This is a genomic window from Paraburkholderia sp. LEh10, from assembly GCF_017814945.1.
GTDB lineage: Bacteria > Pseudomonadota > Gammaproteobacteria > Burkholderiales > Burkholderiaceae > Paraburkholderia.
On the sequence record NZ_JAGIPX010000035.1, the window covers coordinates 1 to 20,303 of the forward strand.

General features: G+C 64.0%; 14 protein-coding genes and 1 tRNA gene. 6 read left to right on the plus strand and 9 right to left on the minus strand.

Features of this window, described 5'->3' with window-relative positions; all coding sequences use genetic code 11:
- Positions 1–311: 311 nt before the first annotated feature.
- Positions 312–1,454 carry a nitrogen regulation protein NR(II) gene (glnL, locus tag J8I87_RS25955; protein WP_209934906.1) on the plus strand — a complete coding sequence of 381 codons (1,143 nt, stop codon included), beginning with the start codon at positions 312–314 and terminating at the stop codon, positions 1,452–1,454.
- A 35-nt stretch (positions 1,455–1,489) separates the two neighbouring features.
- Positions 1,490–3,001 (plus strand): nitrogen regulation protein NR(I), encoded by a 1,512-nt coding sequence (ntrC, locus tag J8I87_RS25960; RefSeq protein WP_209934907.1) that lies wholly within the window; start codon positions 1,490–1,492, stop codon positions 2,999–3,001.
- Between the two features lie 98 nt (positions 3,002–3,099).
- On the opposite strand, the gene xth is transcribed toward ntrC, so the two are convergent.
- From xth to J8I87_RS25975, 3 genes are all read right to left on the minus strand, one after another.
- The gene (xth, locus tag J8I87_RS25965; protein ID WP_209934908.1) at positions 3,100–3,876 is read right to left on the minus strand and encodes an exodeoxyribonuclease III; all 777 of its coding nucleotides are present in this window, start codon (positions 3,874–3,876) and stop codon (positions 3,100–3,102) included.
- A 167-nt stretch (positions 3,877–4,043) separates the two neighbouring features.
- A tRNA-Met gene (locus J8I87_RS25970) sits at positions 4,044–4,120 on the minus strand.
- Positions 4,121–4,210: 90 nt separating this feature from the next.
- A complete protein-coding gene (locus J8I87_RS25975; protein ID WP_209934909.1) occupies positions 4,211–4,915 on the minus strand; it encodes an aspartate/glutamate racemase family protein in 705 nt (234 codons plus the stop codon).
- A 189-nt stretch (positions 4,916–5,104) separates the two neighbouring features.
- Between J8I87_RS25975 and J8I87_RS25980 the strand changes: the two genes are divergently transcribed.
- Complete coding sequence (locus tag J8I87_RS25980) at positions 5,105–6,394, plus strand: amidohydrolase family protein (RefSeq protein WP_209934911.1); 1,290 nt, start codon at positions 5,105–5,107, stop codon at positions 6,392–6,394.
- A gap of 214 nt (positions 6,395–6,608) precedes the next feature.
- On the opposite strand, the gene J8I87_RS25985 is transcribed toward J8I87_RS25980, so the two are convergent.
- On the minus strand, positions 6,609–8,723 hold the full coding sequence (locus tag J8I87_RS25985; RefSeq protein WP_209934912.1) for a M3 family metallopeptidase: 2,115 nt from the start codon (positions 8,721–8,723) through the stop codon (positions 6,609–6,611).
- A 406-nt stretch (positions 8,724–9,129) separates the two neighbouring features.
- Between J8I87_RS25985 and J8I87_RS25990 the strand changes: the two genes are divergently transcribed.
- Positions 9,130–9,342, plus strand: a complete 213-nt coding sequence (locus J8I87_RS25990; protein WP_245254169.1) for a hypothetical protein — start codon at positions 9,130–9,132, stop codon at positions 9,340–9,342.
- Positions 9,343–9,481: 139 nt separating this feature from the next.
- Here the strand turns inward: J8I87_RS25990 and folD are convergent, their stop codons facing one another.
- The 5 genes from folD to fixL form a co-directional block, all read right to left on the minus strand.
- Entirely contained in the window at positions 9,482–10,339 is an 858-nt protein-coding gene (gene folD, locus J8I87_RS25995) for a bifunctional methylenetetrahydrofolate dehydrogenase/methenyltetrahydrofolate cyclohydrolase FolD (protein WP_209934913.1), read from the minus strand.
- A gap of 388 nt (positions 10,340–10,727) precedes the next feature.
- Entirely contained in the window at positions 10,728–11,690 is a 963-nt protein-coding gene (locus J8I87_RS26000) for a DUF2950 domain-containing protein (RefSeq protein WP_209934915.1), read from the minus strand.
- A gap of 35 nt (positions 11,691–11,725) precedes the next feature.
- A complete protein-coding gene (locus J8I87_RS26005; RefSeq protein ID WP_209934916.1) occupies positions 11,726–13,075 on the minus strand; it encodes a DUF3300 domain-containing protein in 1,350 nt (449 codons plus the stop codon).
- A 559-nt stretch (positions 13,076–13,634) separates the two neighbouring features.
- Positions 13,635–14,279, minus strand: a complete 645-nt coding sequence (gene fixJ / locus J8I87_RS26010) for an oxygen response regulator transcription factor FixJ (protein WP_007586834.1) — start codon at positions 14,277–14,279, stop codon at positions 13,635–13,637.
- The gene (gene fixL / locus J8I87_RS26015) at positions 14,276–16,795 is read right to left on the minus strand and encodes an oxygen sensor histidine kinase FixL (RefSeq protein ID WP_209934917.1); all 2,520 of its coding nucleotides are present in this window, start codon (positions 16,793–16,795) and stop codon (positions 14,276–14,278) included. The genes fixJ and fixL overlap by 4 nt, the downstream gene beginning before the upstream one ends.
- Positions 16,796–17,068: 273 nt before the next feature.
- Here fixL and aceE point away from each other — a divergent pair, with 273 nt between their 5' ends.
- Together aceE and J8I87_RS44955 are read left to right on the plus strand one after the other, a co-directional pair.
- Positions 17,069–19,768, plus strand: a complete 2,700-nt coding sequence (aceE, locus tag J8I87_RS26020) for a pyruvate dehydrogenase (acetyl-transferring), homodimeric type (RefSeq protein ID WP_209934918.1) — start codon at positions 17,069–17,071, stop codon at positions 19,766–19,768.
- Positions 19,769–19,854: 86 nt separating this feature from the next.
- On the plus strand, positions 19,855–20,303 hold a 449-nt coding region (locus tag J8I87_RS44955; protein ID WP_313065944.1), incomplete at its 3' end, for a biotin/lipoyl-containing protein.

The following is a 20,303-nucleotide window of genomic DNA, read 5'->3' on the forward strand; positions in this document are numbered from 1 at the left end:
AACTGAAGGAAGGCGAACTGCAACGCGTGCGTATGACCACGCACCCGGTCGAATTCGAACTGTACTACTCGCTGTAAGAGGCGCTGCGCCTTGCTCGCACATGCGGGCAGGCGAACGCCCCGACGCTGCGATCGGTCATGAAGGGACGGCGGCGCCGTCCCTTTTTCGTTGGATCGAACGTCGTGACTGTTTTGTTGCACCCGTATTGAATCGCGTGCGATGAAGCCCGCCTCACCCTCTCCTGTCGACGGGAGTCGGCGCTTTAACGGTTACTCCCGTCCCACGCAAGGCTATCGAGACACGACTGCAAGATGGTATTGAAGAACCTGATCAAGGCCAGAAAAGGGCATGCCGACGCACTGTCGGACGATGCGCAACTCGTCGAGTCCGGTTTGCTGCCGGGCTTCGAGGCGCTGCCCACTGTCGTGCTCGTGCTCGACAAGCGAACGCTGCGCGTCGCGTTCGCGAATCCGTCGGCGGAGTCGATGCTCGAAATGTCGCGCCGGCAACTGACGCAGATGGCGTGGCCCGACATCTTCTCGAACGGCGAAGAACTCACGGCGACCATTGCCGCGATCGCCGCGCACCGTTTTCACGCGACGCATCTGGATGCCGTCCTCGAGCGCCCAGGCCACGAGCCGCTGCACGTGCATGCCGTCGTCGGCTTTCTGGAGAGCGCGCAAGATTACGTGCTGCTCGAACTCTTCGAGAACGAGCGGCATCTGCGCTCCGACCGCGAAGAGCGCATTCACGATCTCACTGCCGTCAACAAACAGTTGATCCGCAATCTCGCGCATGAGATCAAGAATCCGCTCGGCGGCATACGCGGCGCGGCGCAACTGCTCGAATTCGAACTTGGTGTGCGCGAGCGCGACGAGCTGCGCGAGTACACGCAGGTCGTCATCAAGGAATCGGACCGTCTGCAAACGCTCGTCGACAGGCTGCTCGAACCGCACCGTCATCCGCATATCGTCGGCGACGTGAATATTCATGAGGTGTGCGAGCGCGTGCGCGCCGTGATCCTCGCGGAGTTTCCGCGCGGCCTCACGATCGAGCGCGACTACGACGTGAGCGTGCCCGATCTGCGCGGCGACAAGGAACAGTTGATCCAGGCGCTGCTGAACATCGTGCGCAATGCGGCCGAAGCGTTGCGCGAGCGCATTTCACAGGGCGATGCGCGCATCGAGTTGCGCACGCGCGTCGCGCGCAAGGTGACCATCGCTAAACGACTTTGCAAGCTGGCACTGGACTTGCATATTGTCGACAACGGACCCGGCATCCCGGAGGACATACGCGATCGCATCTTCTATCCGCTCGTATCGGGGCGCGAGGATGGCAGCGGCCTTGGCCTCACGCTCGCGCAGACCTTCGTGCAACAACACGACGGCATGATCGAAGTGGAGAGCCGTCCGGGTCACACTGAGTTTCAGATCCTGTTGCCGCTCGACTGCTAACACCACACGCAACACAAGACTTCTGACGGACCTATATGAAGCCGATCTGGATAGTAGACGACGATCAATCGATCCGCTGGGTGCTCGAAAAGGCACTCGCACGCGAGAACTTCGCGACGCGCAGCTTCGCGAACGTACGCGAAGCCGCAGGCGCACTGGAACACGATAGCCCGCAAGTGCTCGTCTCAGACATCAGGATGCCGGGCGGCTCCGGGCTCGAACTGTTGCAGACCGTGCGCGACCGCGTGCCGGGCTTGCCCGTCATCATCATGACGGCGTTCTCGGATCTCGACAGCGCCGTGGCCGCGTTCCAGGGCGGCGCGTTCGAATATCTCGCGAAACCGTTCGACGTCGACAAGGCCGTTGAACTGATCCGCCGCGCCGTCGACGAAAGCGTGCGCGGCGAGCACCCGTGGGACGATCGCGTCGCCGAAGCGCCCGAGATGCTCGGCCAGGCGCCCGCGATGCAGGACATGTTCCGCGCGATCGGCCGCCTGTCGCATTCGGCGGCCACCGTGCTCATTACGGGCGAATCAGGCACCGGTAAGGAACTTGTCGCGCGCGCTTTGCACCGACATAGCCCACGCGCGAACGGCCCGTTCATCGCGCTCAACACGGCGGCGATTCCGAAAGATCTGCTGGAATCCGAACTGTTTGGTCACGAGCGCGGTGCATTCACCGGCGCGCAGGCGATGCGCCAGGGTCGCTTCGAGCAGGCTGAGAACGGCACGCTGTTTCTCGATGAAATCGGCGATATGCCGTTCGATCTGCAGACGCGTCTGTTGCGCGTGCTGTCCGACGGCCAGTTCTATCGCGTGGGCGGGCACAACCCGCTGCGCGCGAACGTGCGCGTGATCGCCGCGACGCACCAGAATCTCGAATCGCGCGTGCGGCAAGGGCTGTTCCGCGAGGACCTGTATCACCGGCTGAATGTGATCCGCTTGCGCCTGCCCGCGTTGCGCGAACGCAGCGAAGACATTCCGCTGCTCACGCGCCATTTCCTGCAAAAGAGCGCGCGCGATCTCGGCGTCGAGCCCAAGCGCGTATCGGATGAAGCCTTGGCCTATCTGACGTCGCTGCCGTTTCCGGGCAACGTGCGTCAGCTCGAAAATCTTGCGAACTGGCTGACCGTGATGGCGCCCGCGCAGACGATCGAGATCAAGGACTTGCCGCCGGATCTCGTGTCGGCGCAGCAGGGCGGGACGGAGTTTGCGACGCCGGGCGGCTCGCCGTCCATCGATGCTGCGTCGGGGAGCAGCGGCGCGGCGAACGGCGTCGCCGCGATTCCCGGCGTGCCCGTCATGCAGGGTGGCGCGGGGATGCCGGTCGTCGCTGCATGGGAAAGCGGCCTGCGCACGGAAGTCGCGAAGCTGCTGCGCGAGAACGCCGCCGATGTGATGGACGAACTGTCGCGCCGTTTCGAAGCGGCCGTGATTCGCGAAGCGCTCGATTTCACACGCGGACGCAAGGTGGAAGCGGCGGAGCGTCTTGGCATCGGACGCAATACGATCACGCGCAAGATTCAGGAGTTGAATCTCGAACCTTGAGCGCTGAAGCATCCGGCCGCCGCGCGGTGGCTGGCGTCAAAACGAAGCGGCTCGACGGCGCCACGCGCCATCGAGCCGCTATTCACATACGCGGGCGCTTATTCCGTGAGCGCAATGACGGGCGCGTGGTCCGAAGGCTGATCCCACTTGCGCGGCGTCTTATCGACGTCGCAATGCGTGCAGCTGGCGGCGAGCGGCTTTGACAGCAGGATATGGTCGATGCGCAAGCCGGCATTGCGGCGGAACGCGAGCATCCGGTAATCCCACCAGGTAAAGGTCTTCTCGGGCTGCTCGAAGAGCCGGAACGAGTCGACGAGGCCGAGGTCGACCAGCCGGTTGAACTGCGTGCGCTCTTCGGGCGACACGAGGTTCTGTCCTTCCCACGCCTTCGGGTCGTGCACGTCGCGGTCTTCGGGCGCGATGTTGTAGTCGCCGAGCAATGCGAGCTTCGGATACTGCGCAAGCTCGCCTGCGATCCAGTCGTGCAGCGCATCGAGCCAGCGCAGCTTGTAGGCGAACTTGTCGGTGCCGGGCGCCTGGCCGTTCGGGAAGTACGCGGAGATCACGCGCACGCCTTCGATGGTGGCGGCAATCACGCGCTGCTGCGAATCGTCGAAGCCGGGGATGTTGCGTACGATGCTGCCTTCGTCGACGTTCACGCCGTCGCGCACGAGGATGCCCACGCCGTTATAGGTCTTCTGCCCGGCGAACCAGCTGCGATAGCCCTTCGCTTCGAGGTCGGCGCGCGGAAATTTTTCGTCGGGCAGTTTCAGTTCCTGGAGGCATAGCACGTCGGTCTGGCTGAGTTCGAGCCAGTCGATCACATGCTGCTGACGGACCTTCAGTGAGTTCACGTTCCACGTGGCTAATTTCATCGCTCGTTCTCGTTGTATCCGGTGCTGGATGGAATCTTACCGCGATCGGGCAGGGGCGCTCAGTACGGCATCGTGCATAGGCAAAAAAGCAAAAGCCCGCAACGCTTGAGGCGGTGCGGGCTTGATTGCTCGAGGCCGTGTGGAGCAGGACACGATGCCTTCTAAACTGGTTGCGGGGGTAGGATTTGAACCTACGACCTTCGGGTTATGAGCCCGACGAGCTGCCAGACTGCTCCACCCCGCGTCAGAGGAGGCGAATTGTACGGACACATCGTGCGCACGTCAAACATTTGACCGGATTTTTTATCTTCTTCCACCGGGAGCGCTGCACGCGTTATGGATGGTCGGCCTCGATCGCCCAATCGACGGCCCGTTGCGCATGCAGCGCAGTCGTATCGAACACGGGCAACGTGGAGTGTTCCTGCTTGATCAGCAGCGTGATTTCCGTGCAGCCAAGAATCACGGCCTGCGCGCCGCGTGCCCTCAATTCATCGATGACGTCGCAATAGATCGCGCGTGAACGCGGCTCGACGACGCCGTGGCACAACTCGTCGTAGATGATCCGATGCACGTGCGCGCGGCCCGCGTCATCGGGAATCAACGTGTCGAGCCCGAAGCGCTCGCGCAGGCGGCCCGCGTAAAACGTCTGCTCCATTGTATAGCGCGTGCCCAGCAACCCGACGCGCTCGATACCCTCTGCGCGCAGCGCTTCGCCCGTCGGGTCGGCGATGTGCAGAAAGGGAACCGTAATCGCCGCCTCGATGGCTTCGCACACGCGATGCATCGTGTTGGTCGCAAGCAGCACGAGCGCCGCGCCGCCGCGCTCCAGTTGCCGCGCGGCGTCGGCCATCTGTTCGCCGAGCGCGTGCCAGTCGCCGGCGCGCTGATGGGCCTCGACAGGCGCGAAGTCGACGGTGAGCATCAGGCTGCGCGCGTTGTGATGGCCGCCAAGGCGCGCCTTCGCGTGCCGGTTCAGCAGTCTGTAATACTCGGCCGACGACTCCCAGCTCATTCCCCCGATCACGCCTATCGTCTTCATGTCGCTTCCTTGTGCATTCGTCGTTGCGCAGAAGAGTATAGGCTGCGGCAACCAGCGATCAACGATACGGATGACTGGCCGTGGCCCAGTACGGTACCGTCGTTTGTCCTATGCCTTCGCGACGATGCCAGATAGCTCCACACGCATTTCTTCCGCCGATAGAATCGGGGTCATGCAAAGGAGCCACCCATGGACCTGATCATCCGCCGTGCCGCATTGCCGCGCAGCGCCGCACAACCGCATGGCCCTGTCGATATCGGCATCGAACATGGCCGCATCGTGGCCGTTGAGCCGAAGCTGTCCGCCGCCGCTCGCGAAGAAATCGACGCGCACGGCTCGCTCGTCACGCCGCCGTTCGTCGATGCGCATTTCCATATGGATGCGACGCTGTCGTATGGTTTGCCGCGCGTCAACGCGTCGGGCACCTTGCTCGAAGGCATCGCGCTATGGGGCGAGCTCAAGCCGCATCTGACGCAACAGGCGCTCGTCGAGCGCGCGCTCCAGTACTGCGACTGGGCTGTCGCGCGCGGGCTGCTGGCGATTCGCACGCACGTCGACGTGTGCGACGCGCGTCTGCTTGCCGTCGAAGCGCTGCTCGAAGTGAAGCGCCGCGTGGCGCCTTACATGGACCTGCAACTGGTCGCGTTTCCGCAAGACGGTTTGCTGCGCAGCCAAGGCGCGTTCGAGAATCTCAAGCGCGCAATCGGGATGGGTGTCGATGTGGTCGGCGGCATTCCGCATTTCGAACGCACGATGGCGGACGGCGCGGAGTCGGTGCGTTTGCTATGCGAGTTCGCGGCGCAAAAGGGCTTGCGCGTCGACATGCATTGCGACGAATCGGACGATCCGATGTCGCGCCACGTCGAAACGCTTGCGGCGCAGGCGCACCGGCTCGGCATGCAGGGCCGCGTGGCGGGCTCGCATCTGACGTCGATGCATTCGATGGACAACTACTACGTCAGCAAGCTGCTGCCGTTGATGCGTGAAGCGGGCGTCGCGGCCATTGCGAATCCCCTCATCAACATCACGCTGCAAGGACGCTCGGACACCTATCCGAAGCGGCGCGGGATGACACGTGTGCCGGAGATGCTCGCGGCGGGGATCGACGTCGCGTTTGGCCACGACTGTGTGATGGACCCGTGGTATAGCCTGGGGTCGGGCGACATGCTCGAAGTCGCGCACATGGGGCTGCACGTCGCACAGATGACGGGCATCGACGCCATGCATGCTTGCTTCGACGCCGTCACGGTGAATGCGGCGCGTATTCTTGGTTTCGAACGCTATGGCATTGCGCCGGGATGCGATGCAAATCTCGTCGTGCTCGACGCGCGCGATGCCGTCGAGGCGATGCGCTTGCGCGCGGCCCGGCTGGTCGTCGTGAGTCGCGGGAAAGTCGTGAGCCGTTCGCCAGCGGCACGGGCGGCGCTGTCGCTGGAAGGGCGGCCGACGGAAGTGGACTTCAAGCTGCATCGCGCATGAAAAAAGCGGGTTCGGAAACCCGAACCCGCCTGGTGGAGGTGGCAAGAGCCTGCATCGAAGTGCGACGCGTGAGCGCGCGCTTCGATGTATCACGGGCAGGGCCGTGCGTCAGTGCGCAGCGCCGCTGACCTCGGTGCACGACATCAACGCGCGCGCGTTTCAACAGACGCGCGAACTACCGCGCTGACAACCGCGCTGACAACCGCGCGCGCTATCAATGCGCAGTGCCCGGCACCGCGTCCGGCGCCATCCCGTTGTGGCGCAACAGCGCATCGATATTCGGCTCGCGGCCACGGAACGCCTTGAACGATTCCATCGCGGGACGGCTGCCGCCCACTTCGAGAATCTCCTTGCGATAGCGCGTGCCCGTCGCGACGTCGAGCACGCTGCCCTTGCCGGACTGCGCTGCTTCCTCGAACGCCGCGTACGCATCGGCGGACAGCACTTCGGCCCACTTATAGCTGTAGTAACCCGCGGCATACCCACCCGCGAAGATGTGGCTGAACGTGTTCGGCCAGCGCGAGAACGCCGCCTGTGGAATCACGTGGAAGCGCTCGTTGATTTCGCGTGCGAGGTCGTTCGCGCTCCTGGCACCGGACGTGTCGAAGTCGACGTGCAGCTTCATGTCGAACATCGAGAACACGATCTGGCGCAGCGTGCCCAGACCGCTCTGGAAGTTCTTCGCGGCGAGCATCTTGTCGAACAGATCGCGTGGCAGCGGCTTGGCGGTGTCGACGTGCGACGTCATGTCGCTCAGCACATCCCATTCCCAGCAGAAGTTCTCCATGAATTGCGACGGCAACTCGACGGCATCCCATTCGACACCGTTGATGCCGGACACGCCGAGTTCGTCGACGCGCGTCAGCATGTGATGCAGTCCGTGGCCGAATTCGTGGAACAGCGTGATGACTTCATCGTGCGTGAAGCATGCGGGCTTGCCGCCGACGGGCGCCGAGAAGTTGCACGTCAGATACGCGACGGGCGTTTGCACCGCGCCGTTGACGGGCTTGCGGCGCGAGCGGGCATCGTCCATCCACGCGCCGCCGCGCTTGCCTTCGCGTGCGTAGAGGTCCAGATAGAACTGCGCGACGAGGCCGCCGTCCTGATTCTCGACACGGAAGAAGCGCACGTCGGGATGCCAGGTCGCGGCTTCGTCGCGGCGGATCTTCACGTCGAAGAGCGTCTCCGTGACCTTGAACAGGCCTTTGAGCACCGTGTCTTCAGGGAAGTACTGCTTCACCTCGTTCTCGGAGAACGAGTAGCGCTTCTGACGCAGGCGCTCGGCGGCAAACGCGACGTCCCACGGCTGGAGTTCGCTCAGGGCCAGCTCGCTCGCGGCGAAGTCGCGCAACTCCTTCCAGTCGTGCTCGGCATGCGGACGGGCGCGGGTCGCGAGGTCATCGAGGAAGGCCATCACCTGTTCTGGCGATTCGGCCATCTTCGGCGCGAGCGACACTTCCGCGAAGTTCCTGTAGCCCAGCATGTGCGCTTCTTCTTCGCGCAGCTTCAGGCTTTCGGCGATGTTCGCGGTGTTGTCCCAGTCGGCGTTGCCCTTGCCGTATTGCGGTCCGAGCTCCGATGCGCGCGTCACGTAGGCGCGATACATCGTTTCGCGCATCGCGCGGTTTTCCGAGTACTGCATGACCGGGAAGTACGACGGGAAATGCAGCGTGAACTTCCAGCCGCTCTTGAGATCGCGCTCGGCCGCTTCGCGCGCGGCGGCGATCACGTCTTCGGGCAGCCCCGCCAGTTCATCGTCGCTTTCGGCAATGTAGGCGTACGCGTTCGTCGCGTCGAGCACATGGTCCGAGAATGCCTTCGACAGCGCCGCCTGGCGTTCCTGCAGTTCGGCGAAACGCGGCTTCTGATCTTCAGGCAATTCCGCGCCCGACAGCCGGAAGTCACGCAGCGAGTTGTCGAGAATCTTTTTGCGCTCGCCCGTCAGCGATTCGAAGTCGCTGCTGGCTGCGATTGTCTTGTACTTCTCGTAGAGCGCCAGATTCTGTCCGACGCTCGACCAGAATTCGGTGACGCGCGGCAGGTTCTCGCCATAGACGGCGCGCAGCTCGGGCGTATCCGCCACGGCGTTAAGGTGGCCGATCACGCCCCACGCGCGCGACAGCGGCTCCGTCGCGCGTTCGACGGGCTCGACGACGTCGGCCCAGGACGCGGGCGTCGACGGCTCGCTTGCGCGATCGACGGCGGCGTTCGCATTCGCGAGCAGCACATCGAGGGCAGGCGTCACGTGTTCGGGGCGGATCTCGCCAAAGCGCGGCAGATCGGAGAAATCGAGGAGCGGATTGTCGGATGTCGATTGAGAGGTGGACATGATGCTTCCTGTCTGACGCGGTAAGTAGAAGCCCGGTTGACGCTCAGCCGGGCCAGGAACTGAAACGGCGCCGCATCGCACGTGGGCAGCACGCGGGCCGCACGCGTGCGCCCGGCGGCGCCATGTAGCGCATGTTGGGGCGCTGTTCGCCATTTCCAGCTGATATTCAGCCGATATTCAGCCAGATTGCAGCACAAATTATCAGAACTGCCGCCAATACGCAGCGGCGGCGGGCTCAGCCGAATGTGTGCCAAAACCAGAAGTGGGCAAGCGAACGGTCGCGACGGCTATTCTCGCGCATCGTTGAATCGTCCGCGTGCGCCGCGCGTTCTACTCGTACGCGATCTATCTGGATGGGTTCATGGTTCAGTAGTGCGTGGCGGCGCTTGCGCCGCGCATGCCGCCGATGCTGTCGATTCTCCTCAGCGCGCCGTTCATCGTTGCGTTGGCGGCGTTCTCGCCGCGCTGGATCGAACGTCCCTCCCGTATGAGCGGGTGCCGCGTCCGCTTCGCGCGTCGAGCGGCTGACAAGCGCGAGCACGAAGGCAAGCGCAATGGCAAGCGCGAGACGGCACCCGCGACGGTGGCGGACGTTGCCGTGCGCTGGCCGCCGCGTTGAATCTCGCCTGAAATCTGCGGGAAGTCTATCGGAAGCGTGCCTGAAGTCTGCCGGAGGCCTCTTTAGAGCCTTCGCTTGAGGCTCGCTGAGCGCGCACCAAGCGCGCCTCAAGCCCGCCTCAAGCCCACAGACATGTCCTTCAGGCGTTGCCCGCCGCGCGCTCGGCGGCTTCGATGGTGTTGACGAGCAGCATCGTGATCGTCATCGGGCCGACGCCGCCCGGCACGGGCGTGATATAGCCGGCCACTTCCTTGACGTTCGCAAAGTCGACGTCGCCGCACAGCTTGCCGTTCTCGTCGCGATTCATGCCGACGTCGATCACGGCCGCGCCGGGCTTCACCATATCGGCTGTGAGCGTGTTGCGCAGGCCCGTCGCGACCACGACGACATCGGCCTCGCGCGTGTAGGCGCCGATATCGCGCGTCTTGCTGTGGCAGACCGTGACGGTGGCGTCCGCCTGCAGCAGCAGCATCGCCATCGGCTTGCCGACGATGTTCGAGCGTCCGATCACGACGGCGTTCGCACCCTTCAACGCGATGCCGTGGGCTTCGAACATTTTCATCACGCCATACGGCGTGCACGGGCGAAAGAGCGGCTTGCCCGTCATCAGCGCACCCGCATTCGCGACATGAAAGCCGTCGACATCCTTTTCAGGCGCGATCGCCTCGATCACCTTATGGCTGTCGATATGCGCGGGCAGCGGTAACTGGACGAGGATGCCGTGAGTCTTCGGGTCGCGGTTGAGTGCGTCGATGCGCGCGAGCAGATCGGCTTCCGACATCGTGGCGGGATAGCGGTCGTACGACGAGAACAGTCCGTTGTCCTGGCAAGCTTTCACCTTGTTGCGGACGTAGACCTCGCTCGCCGGATTGTCGCCGACGAGCACGACGGCAAGACCCGGCTGATGTCCGCGGGCGGTGAGGGCGGCGGCGCGCGTGGCGACGTCGGCGCGCAGGGTCTTCGAGAGGGCGGTGCCGTCGATCAGTTTGGCTGTCATGGTCGGTCGAGAAAGGCTGTTCGGAATGCGGGCGAGGCGGGCACAGGCGCGCGGCGTGCAATCACGTTGGCGCGCATGCCGCGCGTGCTGCACGCGCGCTCGCGAGGCCTTGCTGTGATGACCGTCGCGTTCGCACGCATGGCGCTCGAAGGCAGGAACGGGTCGCGTGCCGCAAAGCGCCCGGCGCGAAAACCGCGCCGCAGCGAAGCTCGACATTATACCGTCGGGGCCGGGATCGGTTGGTCTTCGAAGGGGTATAAGCGTGGGTAGCAAGTGGGCGCGGCGGTCGACCCAAGCGGTTGCCGTAGCGGAGTGCGCGGCCTCGTGACGGGCGGTATCGGGCCAGCAGATGCGCTGCGAAAGCCGCCGCGCCGCTTTCACCGCGTTCTCAAGGCCGTGTCGGCTGCCATGAAGAATCGGGGTTGAACGACGTGATCGCGTCGGCCGCGTGCGCCGTTTGCGGTCCGAGATTCTTCTGGTAGACCTGTCCGTTCTGGTTGACGATGAAACTCATCACGCCCGTCTTGCCATATTCCGCCGGCCAGGCGACGAGTCCGAAGCCCTTTGACAGTACGCCGTCCTGCAGATAGTTCTGCGCGCCGCCGTCGGCGTTCGCGCCCTGCGACGTGAGGATGCGGAAGTGATAGCCGTGATACGCCTCGCCCGGCGCGATCTGATGCGTCATCGTGGCGGCGAGCGGCCCGAGCGGGCTATCGGGCTCGCCGGGCGCCGTGGGCCAGTAGAGCCCGTCGTGCTTGCCGGGGGAGCTGATGAACTTCAGCGCGTAATGCTGCATCTGGTTGCGGTAGTCGTTTTGCGCATCGATGTACGCGAGCGACGTGAGGATCGCCGCGCGTTCGTTGCGGCCGATACGGCGCGTGAGCATCTCGTCGGTGGCGGCGGGCGTGTTGAACTGCCAGCCGCGCGCCGTTTGCACGATGGGAATCGGCAACGTCCAGCCGTCGTCGCCGACGGCGAGATGCACGCTCTTGTGGCCGTGGCGCAAAGCGGGATCATCGACGATCCGATGGCCTTTCGCCCATTGCCCGAGGAACGCATAGATGTCGTCCTCGCCGATATTGGTGGTCGGAATATAGCGGCCGTAGTTCTTGCCGAGCACTTTTTCCATCGCCGGATGGTCGTTGGTCGCGAGCGCGCTGGTGAATGCGTCGGCGGCCGCCTCGGGCGTCGGATAGACGGCCTGAGCGGTGACGGGCGGCGCAACGGCGAGCAGAGCGGCAGCCGCGACTGCACCGAGCGCGAAGGCGACGCGCGAGGGGACCGCGCGCGACGGCAGCAGGTGCGCCGGGTGCGGGGCGCGCAGTGCGCCGCGTTTCGAATTGCGGATCATGTGTGCCTCCTTATAGCTGCTGTCGATCGTCCCATCTAGCGGCGGTGGAACTGATGCCCGCCGCCACCGCCGCCGCGTCCACCACCGAAGTTGCCACCGCCACCGCCACCGCCACCGCCGCCATTAAAGCTGCCCGGCTGGCCTGCGCCGCCTGCGCCAACCCGGCCGCCTCCCGCCTGTCCTCCACCGAACTGCTGCCCGCCGCCGCCCGCGCCGAGCCGGTTGCCGCCGCTGCCGTTGCTCGCAAGCGACTGGCGGCTCGATTGGCCGCGCTGCAAGTCCTGTCGCGAGCCCGCGCCGTCGCCCGCGCCGCGCAACGCGTTGTCGCGGTTGAGGTTCTGCGCGCTATTGCGGATCTCGGCCGAGTTCGCGCCGCCTTGATGGATGTTCTGCACGCGCTGGCTCGCGTTGCCGCTCAGATTCTGGCCGGTGCGAGCCTGCAGCGTCTGCTCGGCCTGTGCACGCGATGCGTCGCGCCCGCGGAACTGGTCGCGCTGCGCACCCAGATTGTTGTTGTTGAAGTTGGCGTTGTTGCGGTTGATGTTCGCGTTATTGCGGTTGATATTCGCGTTGCGGTTCCAGTTCGTCGTTGCCGTATTCGAACTGATGCGATTGTTGACGTTGATGTTGTTATAGCGATTGACGTTGATATTGACGTCGTGCGAGTTCCAGTTGAAGCCGCCCCATAGCGAATTGGCAACGGCAACGCCCGCGCCGAATGCAAGTCCCGTCATGAAGCCCGACGCGATCGCGTAGCCGGGAGGCGGCGGCACATAGACGGGCGGATAGGCGGGATACGGCCACGTGCCATAGACGACAGTCGGGTTGTACGTCGGCACATAGACCACTTGCGGATTCGCAGGCTCGATCTGGATCGTGTTCTGCTCGACGATCACCTTCTGCTGCTCGCTCGACTTCAGATTCCCCGCCGACTGCGCCTGCTTGCGCAACCGCTGCACGGAGTCCATCACGTCGTTGGGCTGCGCGAGAAACGCATTGCCGATCTGCGTGACCCAGTCGGGCTTCGAGGCCATCGTCGCGAGCACCTGCGGGAAGGCCACGAGCGACTGCACGCTCGGGTCCCACGGCTGCGATGCGACGGCCTTCACGGCATCGTCGCCCTTGTACTGCGGATTTGCCTTCGACCAGGCAGCGGCCGCGTCGACGTCTTGCGGAAAGGTCGACGCCATCAGCACCTGGGCGAGCAGCGCGTCCGGATAGAGCGCGATGGGCGCCGTCAGCGAATCGAGTTGCTGGTTCGAGACCTTCGCGGGCGTTTGCGCGACAGCCTCGACGGGCGCGACGATGCAGGCTGCGAGCGGCAGGCCGGCAAGCGCCGCGCAGACGAGCCACGTATGCGGCCTGTACGGTCCGTAACGTTTCACGATGAGAACCTCCTTGCTGCGTTATGGGCGCAGCGGCCGTCAGGCGGACCCGACGCGCCGCGGCACGGTATTGTGGCAACGGAGCGATGAACGAACGACTGCGTATGGCGACTGATAATGGAAGTGGAGTGGCCGCGCAAGCGCGGCGTGAAACTGCGTTGGGGTCCCCGGCAGGGGGTTGCATGCGGCGCGCATCGTGGTCAGCGATTCGCCCGTCATACGGGCTCTGAATATGTCGAGCATCGGGCACTGTATGGGAAGTTTCGGTATGTAAATTAGGAAGCGAAGCCGCTGCTGTCAATGCGCGATGTCAAAAGCGGACTTGCTGCGCGATGCGACCCAGTTGGGAGGACTAACGAAACGCGGGCGGCGCGCGAACTGAAAAGCCGTGAACGCGAAGGGAAAGAGATGGCGGGAAGCGAGACAGGCGCTGCGAATGCAGCGCTGCGTGATGGCGTCAACGATGCACTGGGCGCCCGCGCGGGCTAACGCGGGCGAGCATGCGGAGGCGCGGCGCGGCCATCACGCGATGACGGCGGAAAGACGCAGGAAAGACGCGTTATTGCGCCTGCTGCGGCTTGTTAGACAACGCGAGACGCAGCAGGTCGGCGACCGTGTTCACGTTGAGCTTTTCCATGATGTTCGCGCGGTGCGCTTCGACCGTCTTGATGCTGATGCCGAGATCGTCGGCGATCTGCTTGTTCAGGCGGCCCGCGATGATGCGCTCGAGCACCTGATGCTCGCGCGCCGTCAGCTTGCCCAGGCGCTCGGCGGCGGCGCGCTGCTGCTGCACGCTGCTGCTTTCGCTGCGCGCCTTGTCGAGCATGCGCTCGACGAGCTTGCGCAGTTCGGCTTCGTCGAACGGTTTTTCGATGAAGTCCATCGCGCCTTTTTTCATCGTCGATACGGCCATCGGCACGTCGCCATGGCCCGTCACGAAGATGATCGGGAGCAGCGTGTTGTCGGCGATCAGGCGCTCCTGCAATTCCAGGCCGCTCATGCCCGACATCCGTACGTCGAGGATCAGGCACGCGATCTGGCCGGGATGCTGATGCGGCTGCCATGCGTCGATGAACTGTTCGGCGCTGGAAAAGCACTGAACGCGATAGCCGTTCGCCTCCAGCAGCCAGCGCAGCGAATCTCGCACCGCTTCATCGTCATCGACGACAAAAACGGTTTCCTGTGTGGTAACTGGGGTGTTCATAGCTCTCCCGTAACGGTTTGTGGTGTCGGCGCCTCGGACCCGCCGTTGCTCAGGCCGTCAGGCTCTCCAATAGGCAGACTGCAATGGAAGGTGGCGCCCGTGATGTGGCCGTCGGATTCGACGTTGTTCACCACCCACAGGCGTCCGCGATGCGATTCGATGATCGAACGGCAAATGTTCAGCCCCATGCCCATGCCGTCGGACTTGGTGCTGTAAAACGGTTCGAAGAGACGCTCGGCTGTGGCCTCGTCGACGCCCGGACCCTGGTCGACGACGCTGATGCAGACAAAGCCGGAATCGAGCCTGACGACCACGCGAATGACGGGATCGACAGCATCGGGCCGCGCATCGTGCATGGCTTCCGCGGCGTTCTTCAGCAGGTTGACGAGCACCTGCTCGATCAGCACCGGGTCGACATAGATGACGGGCAGGCGCGAACGCATGTCCGTCACGATGCGGATGCGGCGCTTGCGCGCTTCTATTTCGGCAAGGCCCACGGCGTCGGCGACGATGTCGGCGACACGGGTGGCCTGGCGTTTCGGTTCGCTGCGTTTCACGAATTCGCGGATGCGCTTGATGATCATGCCGGCCCGAACCGCCTGCTGTGCCGTCTTTTCGAGAACTGGTAACAGGTTGTCGGGAGTTGTCCGACCAGATTTAACCAGCGCCACGGTTCCAGAGCAATAGTTATTGATGGCCGCGAGAGGCTGGTTTAGCTCGTGAGCGAGCGACGACGCCATCTCGCCCATCGTCATCAGGCGGCTCGTGAACTGCAGCTTCTCGTCCTGCTGGCGCGCGAGTTCCTGCGCCTGTTTGCGCGAGGTGATGTCGGTCGCGATCTGCATCTGCGCGAGGTGGCCGTCCACCCACTGGATGTACTGGCGGCGCACTTCGAACCACTTCTGGATGCCTTGCACGTAGACTTCCTGCGCGTCGGCGGTGCTTTCCGTGAGCGCGGCGGCGGGGAGGCCCGCGAACGCGTCGACCATGTCGATCGAATCCGACGAGGCCGCTGAACTGTCGAAGCCGCCACCGCCGCCCGCGAGTTCGAGATGGCCGTCCGGACGGATGCCGAACAGGTGCCGGTAATAGCGGTTCGCGAACAGCAGCTCGGCCTCATCGGCGGCGAGCACGGACACGGCGGCGTCGAGGCTTTCGAGCACCGTCGTGAAGCGCTCGTGCGCGGCGGCGAGTTCTTCGCGCGCGCGCTTGGGCTCGGTGATGTCCGTCATCGACGACATCCAGCCCGTCTGCCGGCCCGAGCTGTCGATCAGCGGCGACACATAAAGGCGCGCGTGGAAGAGCGACCCGTCCTTGCGGCGCACGCGCAGTTCGAACCCGGAGGAGGGCGCCTTGCCGCGCAGCGTCATGTCGAGCTGCCGCTGCATCTCGGGGTAGGCGTCGCGCGGCCAGTATGGGAACGGCGCGTTCTTGCCGACGAGATCGCTCTCGTCCCAGCCCGTCATCCGGCAGAACGCGGGGTTGACGTGAGTGATGCGGCCATGCATGTCGAGCACGCGCATGCCGATCAGCACCGAGTTTTCCATCGCACGGCGGAAGAACGCTTCCGCGTACAGCGCCTGTTGCGCCTCGAAGCGCTGGCGGGTGTGCTTCCACAAGCTCCACAAACTCCACAGCACGAAGCACGACAGGCCCGCGACCAGCCACACGAGCGTGTTGTTCGTGAAGTTGGTCATCTGCGGGTACGCGTACACGCGCACCGACACGCCCTGGCCGGGCGGATCGAGGGGGAGGTCGTAGTATGCGTCGCGCGGCAGGCGCGGGCGCGTCGAGGTCGTGGCGAGCTCGCGGTTGTTGATGTCGATGATCGAGATCTTGTACTTCGCGGATAGCTCCGGCGGGATGTCCCGCTTCAGGATCCCTTCGATCGAAAACACGGCCGCGATCGTGCCGAGAAAATCGCGGTCGCGATAGACGGGAGTCTGCAGCGTGATGTAGCCGTTGCCGACATCGTCGTAAATCAGCGGCGAGTAGACCTGGCGGCGGGTATTTTTCGCTTCGGCGAACGCGGCCTTGACGGCCTCGTCCATTTGCTGCTCATTGGGTTTGGCAAGACGCTGGCCCAGCACGGGCAGCGCATTGTTCGGCCAGCGCGGCTGCTGCGCGCTCGTGTACCAGTTCATGTAGAGGATCTCGGGATGCCCCTGCATGATGTCTGCCGTCGACACCTGGAAGTAATGCGAGTCGGAGTGCCCCGTGGCGAGATCGCGCGCGAGCGCTTGCAACTGTTCTTGCGCGCCCGTCATCGACAGGCGGATCTGCTGCTGCGCCCACGCGACGTTGCGGTACAGCGTGTCTTCCTGCTGCTGCTGTTCGCGCCGGTTCAGGCTCCACAAAATCAGGCTCATGACGACCAGAAACACGAGGATCGACAGGAGCGGCGTCAGCAAATAGGAATTCGACCACCACGGTCCGTGGTGCCAGCGAGACGGCGACGAGTCCGCCGACGGTCCGGCGGAGCGCGCCGAGCGTGCGAAAAGCCGATCGGTCAACATGGCCGCATTGTAGCGCAGCGGCTGACACGTAAATGACGCAAAAAAGAGGTGAAAGTCACGCAATTCGGCGCAAACTAGCCGACGTACTTGCTGATGGGCAGTCCAACCAGGGTGCGCCGCAACAATTTTCCGCATTATGAGAAACACTCTCGTAATCCGAAAATTTCCTTGCGCAGGCGTTGTGGGCCTTATTACAATCGGCCGGAAGCTGCCGCGGTCGACGTTCGTCCGCGTCGCCTGTTCACAGAGCGTTCCCATATCCAGGAGACGAGCATGTCCGCTGTACCTGACGAAGTCATGAAGTACGTCGCCAACACGAAAGACGATAGCGACCCGCAAGAAACAGCTGAATGGCTGGAAGCGCTAGATGGCGTGATTTCTGCTGTCGGCCCCGACCGTGCTCACTACCTCATCGAAAAGCAGATCGAATTTGCCCGTGTGCACGGCGAGCATCTACCTTTCTCGGCGAACACCCCTTACATCAACACGATCCCCGTCGCGAATCAGGCGAAGATTCCGGGCGACCAGGACGTGGAGCACCGCATCCGTTCGTACACCCGCTGGAACGCGATGGCGATGGTGCTGCGCGCCGGTAAGGAAACCAATGTCGGCGGCCATATCGCGTCGTTTGCATCCGCGGCGACGTTGTACGACGTCGGCTTCAACCATTTCTGGCACGCACCGTCGAAAGATCACGGCGGCGACCTCGTGTTCGTGCAGGGCCATTCGTCGCCCGGCGTCTACTCGCGCGCGTTCCTGCTCGGCCGTCTGACCGACAAGCAGGTCGACAACTTCCGCCAGGAAGTGGGCGGCGAGGGCATCTCGTCGTATCCGCACCCGTGGCTGATGCCGGACTTCTGGCAGTTCCCGACGGTGTCGATGGGTCTTGGCCCGATCATGGCGATCTACCAGGCGCGCTTCATGAAGTACCTGCAGGCGCGCGGCATCGCGAAGACGGACGGCCGCAAGGTGTGGGCGTTCCTCGGCGACGGCGAAACGGACGAGCCGGAATCGCTCGGCGCGATCGGCATGGCCGGCCGCGAGCGGCTCGACAACCTGGTGTTCGTCATCAACTGCAACCTGCAGCGTCTGGACGGCCCAGTGCGCGGCAACGGCAAGATCATTCAGGAACTCGAAAGCGAGTTCCGCGGCGCGGGCTGGAACGTGATCAAGGTGATCTGGGGCAGCCGCTGGGACGCGCTGTTCGCGCGCGACAAGTCGGGCGTGCTGATGCGCCGGATGATGGAAGTCGTCGACGGCGAATACCAGACGTACAAGTCGGAGTCGGGCGCGTTTGTGCGCGAGCACTTCTTCAACACGCCTGAACTGAAGGCGCTGGTCGCCGACTGGTCCGACGACGACATCTGGAACCTGAACCGCGGCGGCCACGACCCGCACAAGATCTACGCGGCGTTCCACTCGGCGACGCAGGCGAAGGGCCAGCCGACGGTGATCCTCGCGAAGACGATCAAGGGTTACGGCATGGGCGAAGCCGGCCAGGCGATGAACATCACCCACCAGCAGAAGAAGATGCAGGTGGAGGCGCTCAAGCACTTCCGCGACCAGTTCCGCCTGCCCATCTCGGACGACGAGATCGTGCACGTGCCGTACCTGAAGTTCGAGGAAGGCTCGAAGGAACTCGAATACATGCGCGCCCGCCGTCAGGAACTGGGCGGCTATCTGCCGGCGCGCCGGCAGAAGGCGGAATCGCTGCCCGTCCCGGCGCTCGAAGCGTTCGAGCCGCTGCTCAAGGGCACGGGCGAAGGCCGCGAGATTTCGACGACGATGGCGTTCGTCCGTATCCTCAATATCCTGTTGAAGGACAAGGCGATCGGCAAGCGCGTCGTGCCCATCGTGCCCGATGAATCGCGCACCTTCGGCATGGAAGGTCTGTTCCGACAGATCGGCATCTGGAACCAGGACGGCCAGAAGTACGTGCCGGAAGATTCCGACCAGCTGATGTTCTACAGGGAATCGGAAACGGGCCAGATCCTTCAGGAAGGTATCAACGAAGCAGGCGGCATGTCGGACTGGATCGCAGCGGCGACGTCGTACTCGACGCACGGCGAGATCATGATCCCGTTCTACATCTTCTACTCGATGTTCGGCTTCCAGCGCATCGGCGATCTGGCATGGGCGGCGGGCGACATGCGCTCGCGCGGCTTCCTGCTGGGCGGCACGGCGGGCCGCACGACGCTCAACGGCGAAGGCCTGCAGCACGAAGACGGCCACTCGCTGCTGTGGGCGGCATCCGTGCCGAACTGCATCAGCTATGACCCGACGTTCGGCTACGAACTCGCCGTCATCATGCAGGACGGCTTGCGCCGCATGGTGCAGGACCAGGAGGACGTGTTCTATTACATCACGGTGATGAACGAGAACTACGAGCACCCGGCAATTCCGCAAGATGAAGGCGTGGCGCAGGACATCATCAAGGGCATGTACTCGTTCCGCAAGGGCGCGGACAGCGCGAAGGCGCCGCGTGTCCAGCTGATGGGCGCGGGTACGATCTTCAACGAAGTGATCGCCGCCGCCGACCTGCTGAAGAACGACTGGGGCGTCGAGTCGGATCTGTGGAGCGTGCCGAGCTTCACCGAACTGGCGCGCGAAGGCCACGAAGTCCAGCGTCAGAACCTGCTGAACCCGCTCGGCGAGAAGAAGCTGTCGCACGTCGAGACGCTGCTGAAGGACGCGAAGGGCCCCGTGATCGCGTCGACCGACTATGTCCGCGCGCTCGTCGAGCAGATTCGCGCGTTCGTGCCGCAACGCTTCGTCGTGCTGGGCACGGATGGCTTCGGCCGCTCGGATACGCGCGAGAAGCTGCGTCACTTCTTCGAAGTCGACCGCTACTGGACCACGGTCGCTGCGCTGAATGCGCTGGCCGATGAGGGTACGATTGAGCGCAAGGTCGTGGCCGACGCGCTGAAGAAGTACAACCTCGATCCGTCCAAACCCAACCCGATGACCGTCTAAGGCATCGACCCGCGAGCCCCAAGATGCGCACCTCGTCCGCCCGAAGCGGACGGACGAGGTGCGCGCGGCCCTGGAGACAGAAAACAATGAGCCAAGCGATCGAAGTCAAGGTGCCGGACATCGGCGATTACAAGGACATTCCTGTAATCGAGGTGCTGGTTAAGGCGGGTGATACCGTCGAGAAAGAACAGTCGCTCGTCACGCTGGAATCCGACAAGGCGACGATGGATGTGCCGAGCCCGGCGTCGGGTACGGTCAAGGAAGTGAAAGTCAAGCTTGGCGATACGGTGTCGGAAGGTACGCTGATCGTGCTGCTGGACGGCGAAGGCGGCGGCGCGGCTGCCGCGAAGCCCGCGCAGGGCAATGGCGCGGCGGCGCCCGCAGCCGCCGCGGCGCCGGCCCCGGCGCCGGCCCCCGCTGCAAAGGCGGGCGGCGTGCAGGAAGTGAAGGTGCCGGACATCGGCGACTATAAGGATGTGCCCGTCATCGAAATCGCCGTGAAGGTCGGCGACCGCGTCGAGAAGGAGCAGTCGCT

Coding starts and splice junctions, on each gene's coding strand:
- aceE (WP_209934918.1), top strand. CDS start 17,069: ATGTCCGCTGTACCTGACGAAGTCATGAAGTACGTCGCCAACACGAAA.
- ntrC (WP_209934907.1), top strand. CDS start 1,490: ATGAAGCCGATCTGGATAGTAGACGACGATCAATCGATCCGCTGGGTG.
- J8I87_RS26000 (WP_209934915.1), bottom strand. CDS start 11,690: ATGATCCGCAATTCGAAACGCGGCGCACTGCGCGCCCCGCACCCGGCG.
- J8I87_RS25975 (WP_209934909.1), bottom strand. CDS start 4,915: ATGAAGACGATAGGCGTGATCGGGGGAATGAGCTGGGAGTCGTCGGCC.
- fixJ (WP_007586834.1), bottom strand. CDS start 14,279: ATGAACACCCCAGTTACCACACAGGAAACCGTTTTTGTCGTCGATGAC.
- J8I87_RS25980 (WP_209934911.1), top strand. CDS start 5,105: ATGGACCTGATCATCCGCCGTGCCGCATTGCCGCGCAGCGCCGCACAA.
- J8I87_RS25990 (WP_245254169.1), top strand. CDS start 9,130: ATGCTGTCGATTCTCCTCAGCGCGCCGTTCATCGTTGCGTTGGCGGCG.
- J8I87_RS25985 (WP_209934912.1), bottom strand. CDS start 8,723: ATGTCCACCTCTCAATCGACATCCGACAATCCGCTCCTCGATTTCTCC.
- fixL (WP_209934917.1), bottom strand. CDS start 16,795: ATGTTGACCGATCGGCTTTTCGCACGCTCGGCGCGCTCCGCCGGACCG.
- xth (WP_209934908.1), bottom strand. CDS start 3,876: ATGAAATTAGCCACGTGGAACGTGAACTCACTGAAGGTCCGTCAGCAG.
- glnL (WP_209934906.1), top strand. CDS start 312: ATGGTATTGAAGAACCTGATCAAGGCCAGAAAAGGGCATGCCGACGCA.
- folD (WP_209934913.1), bottom strand. CDS start 10,339: ATGACAGCCAAACTGATCGACGGCACCGCCCTCTCGAAGACCCTGCGC.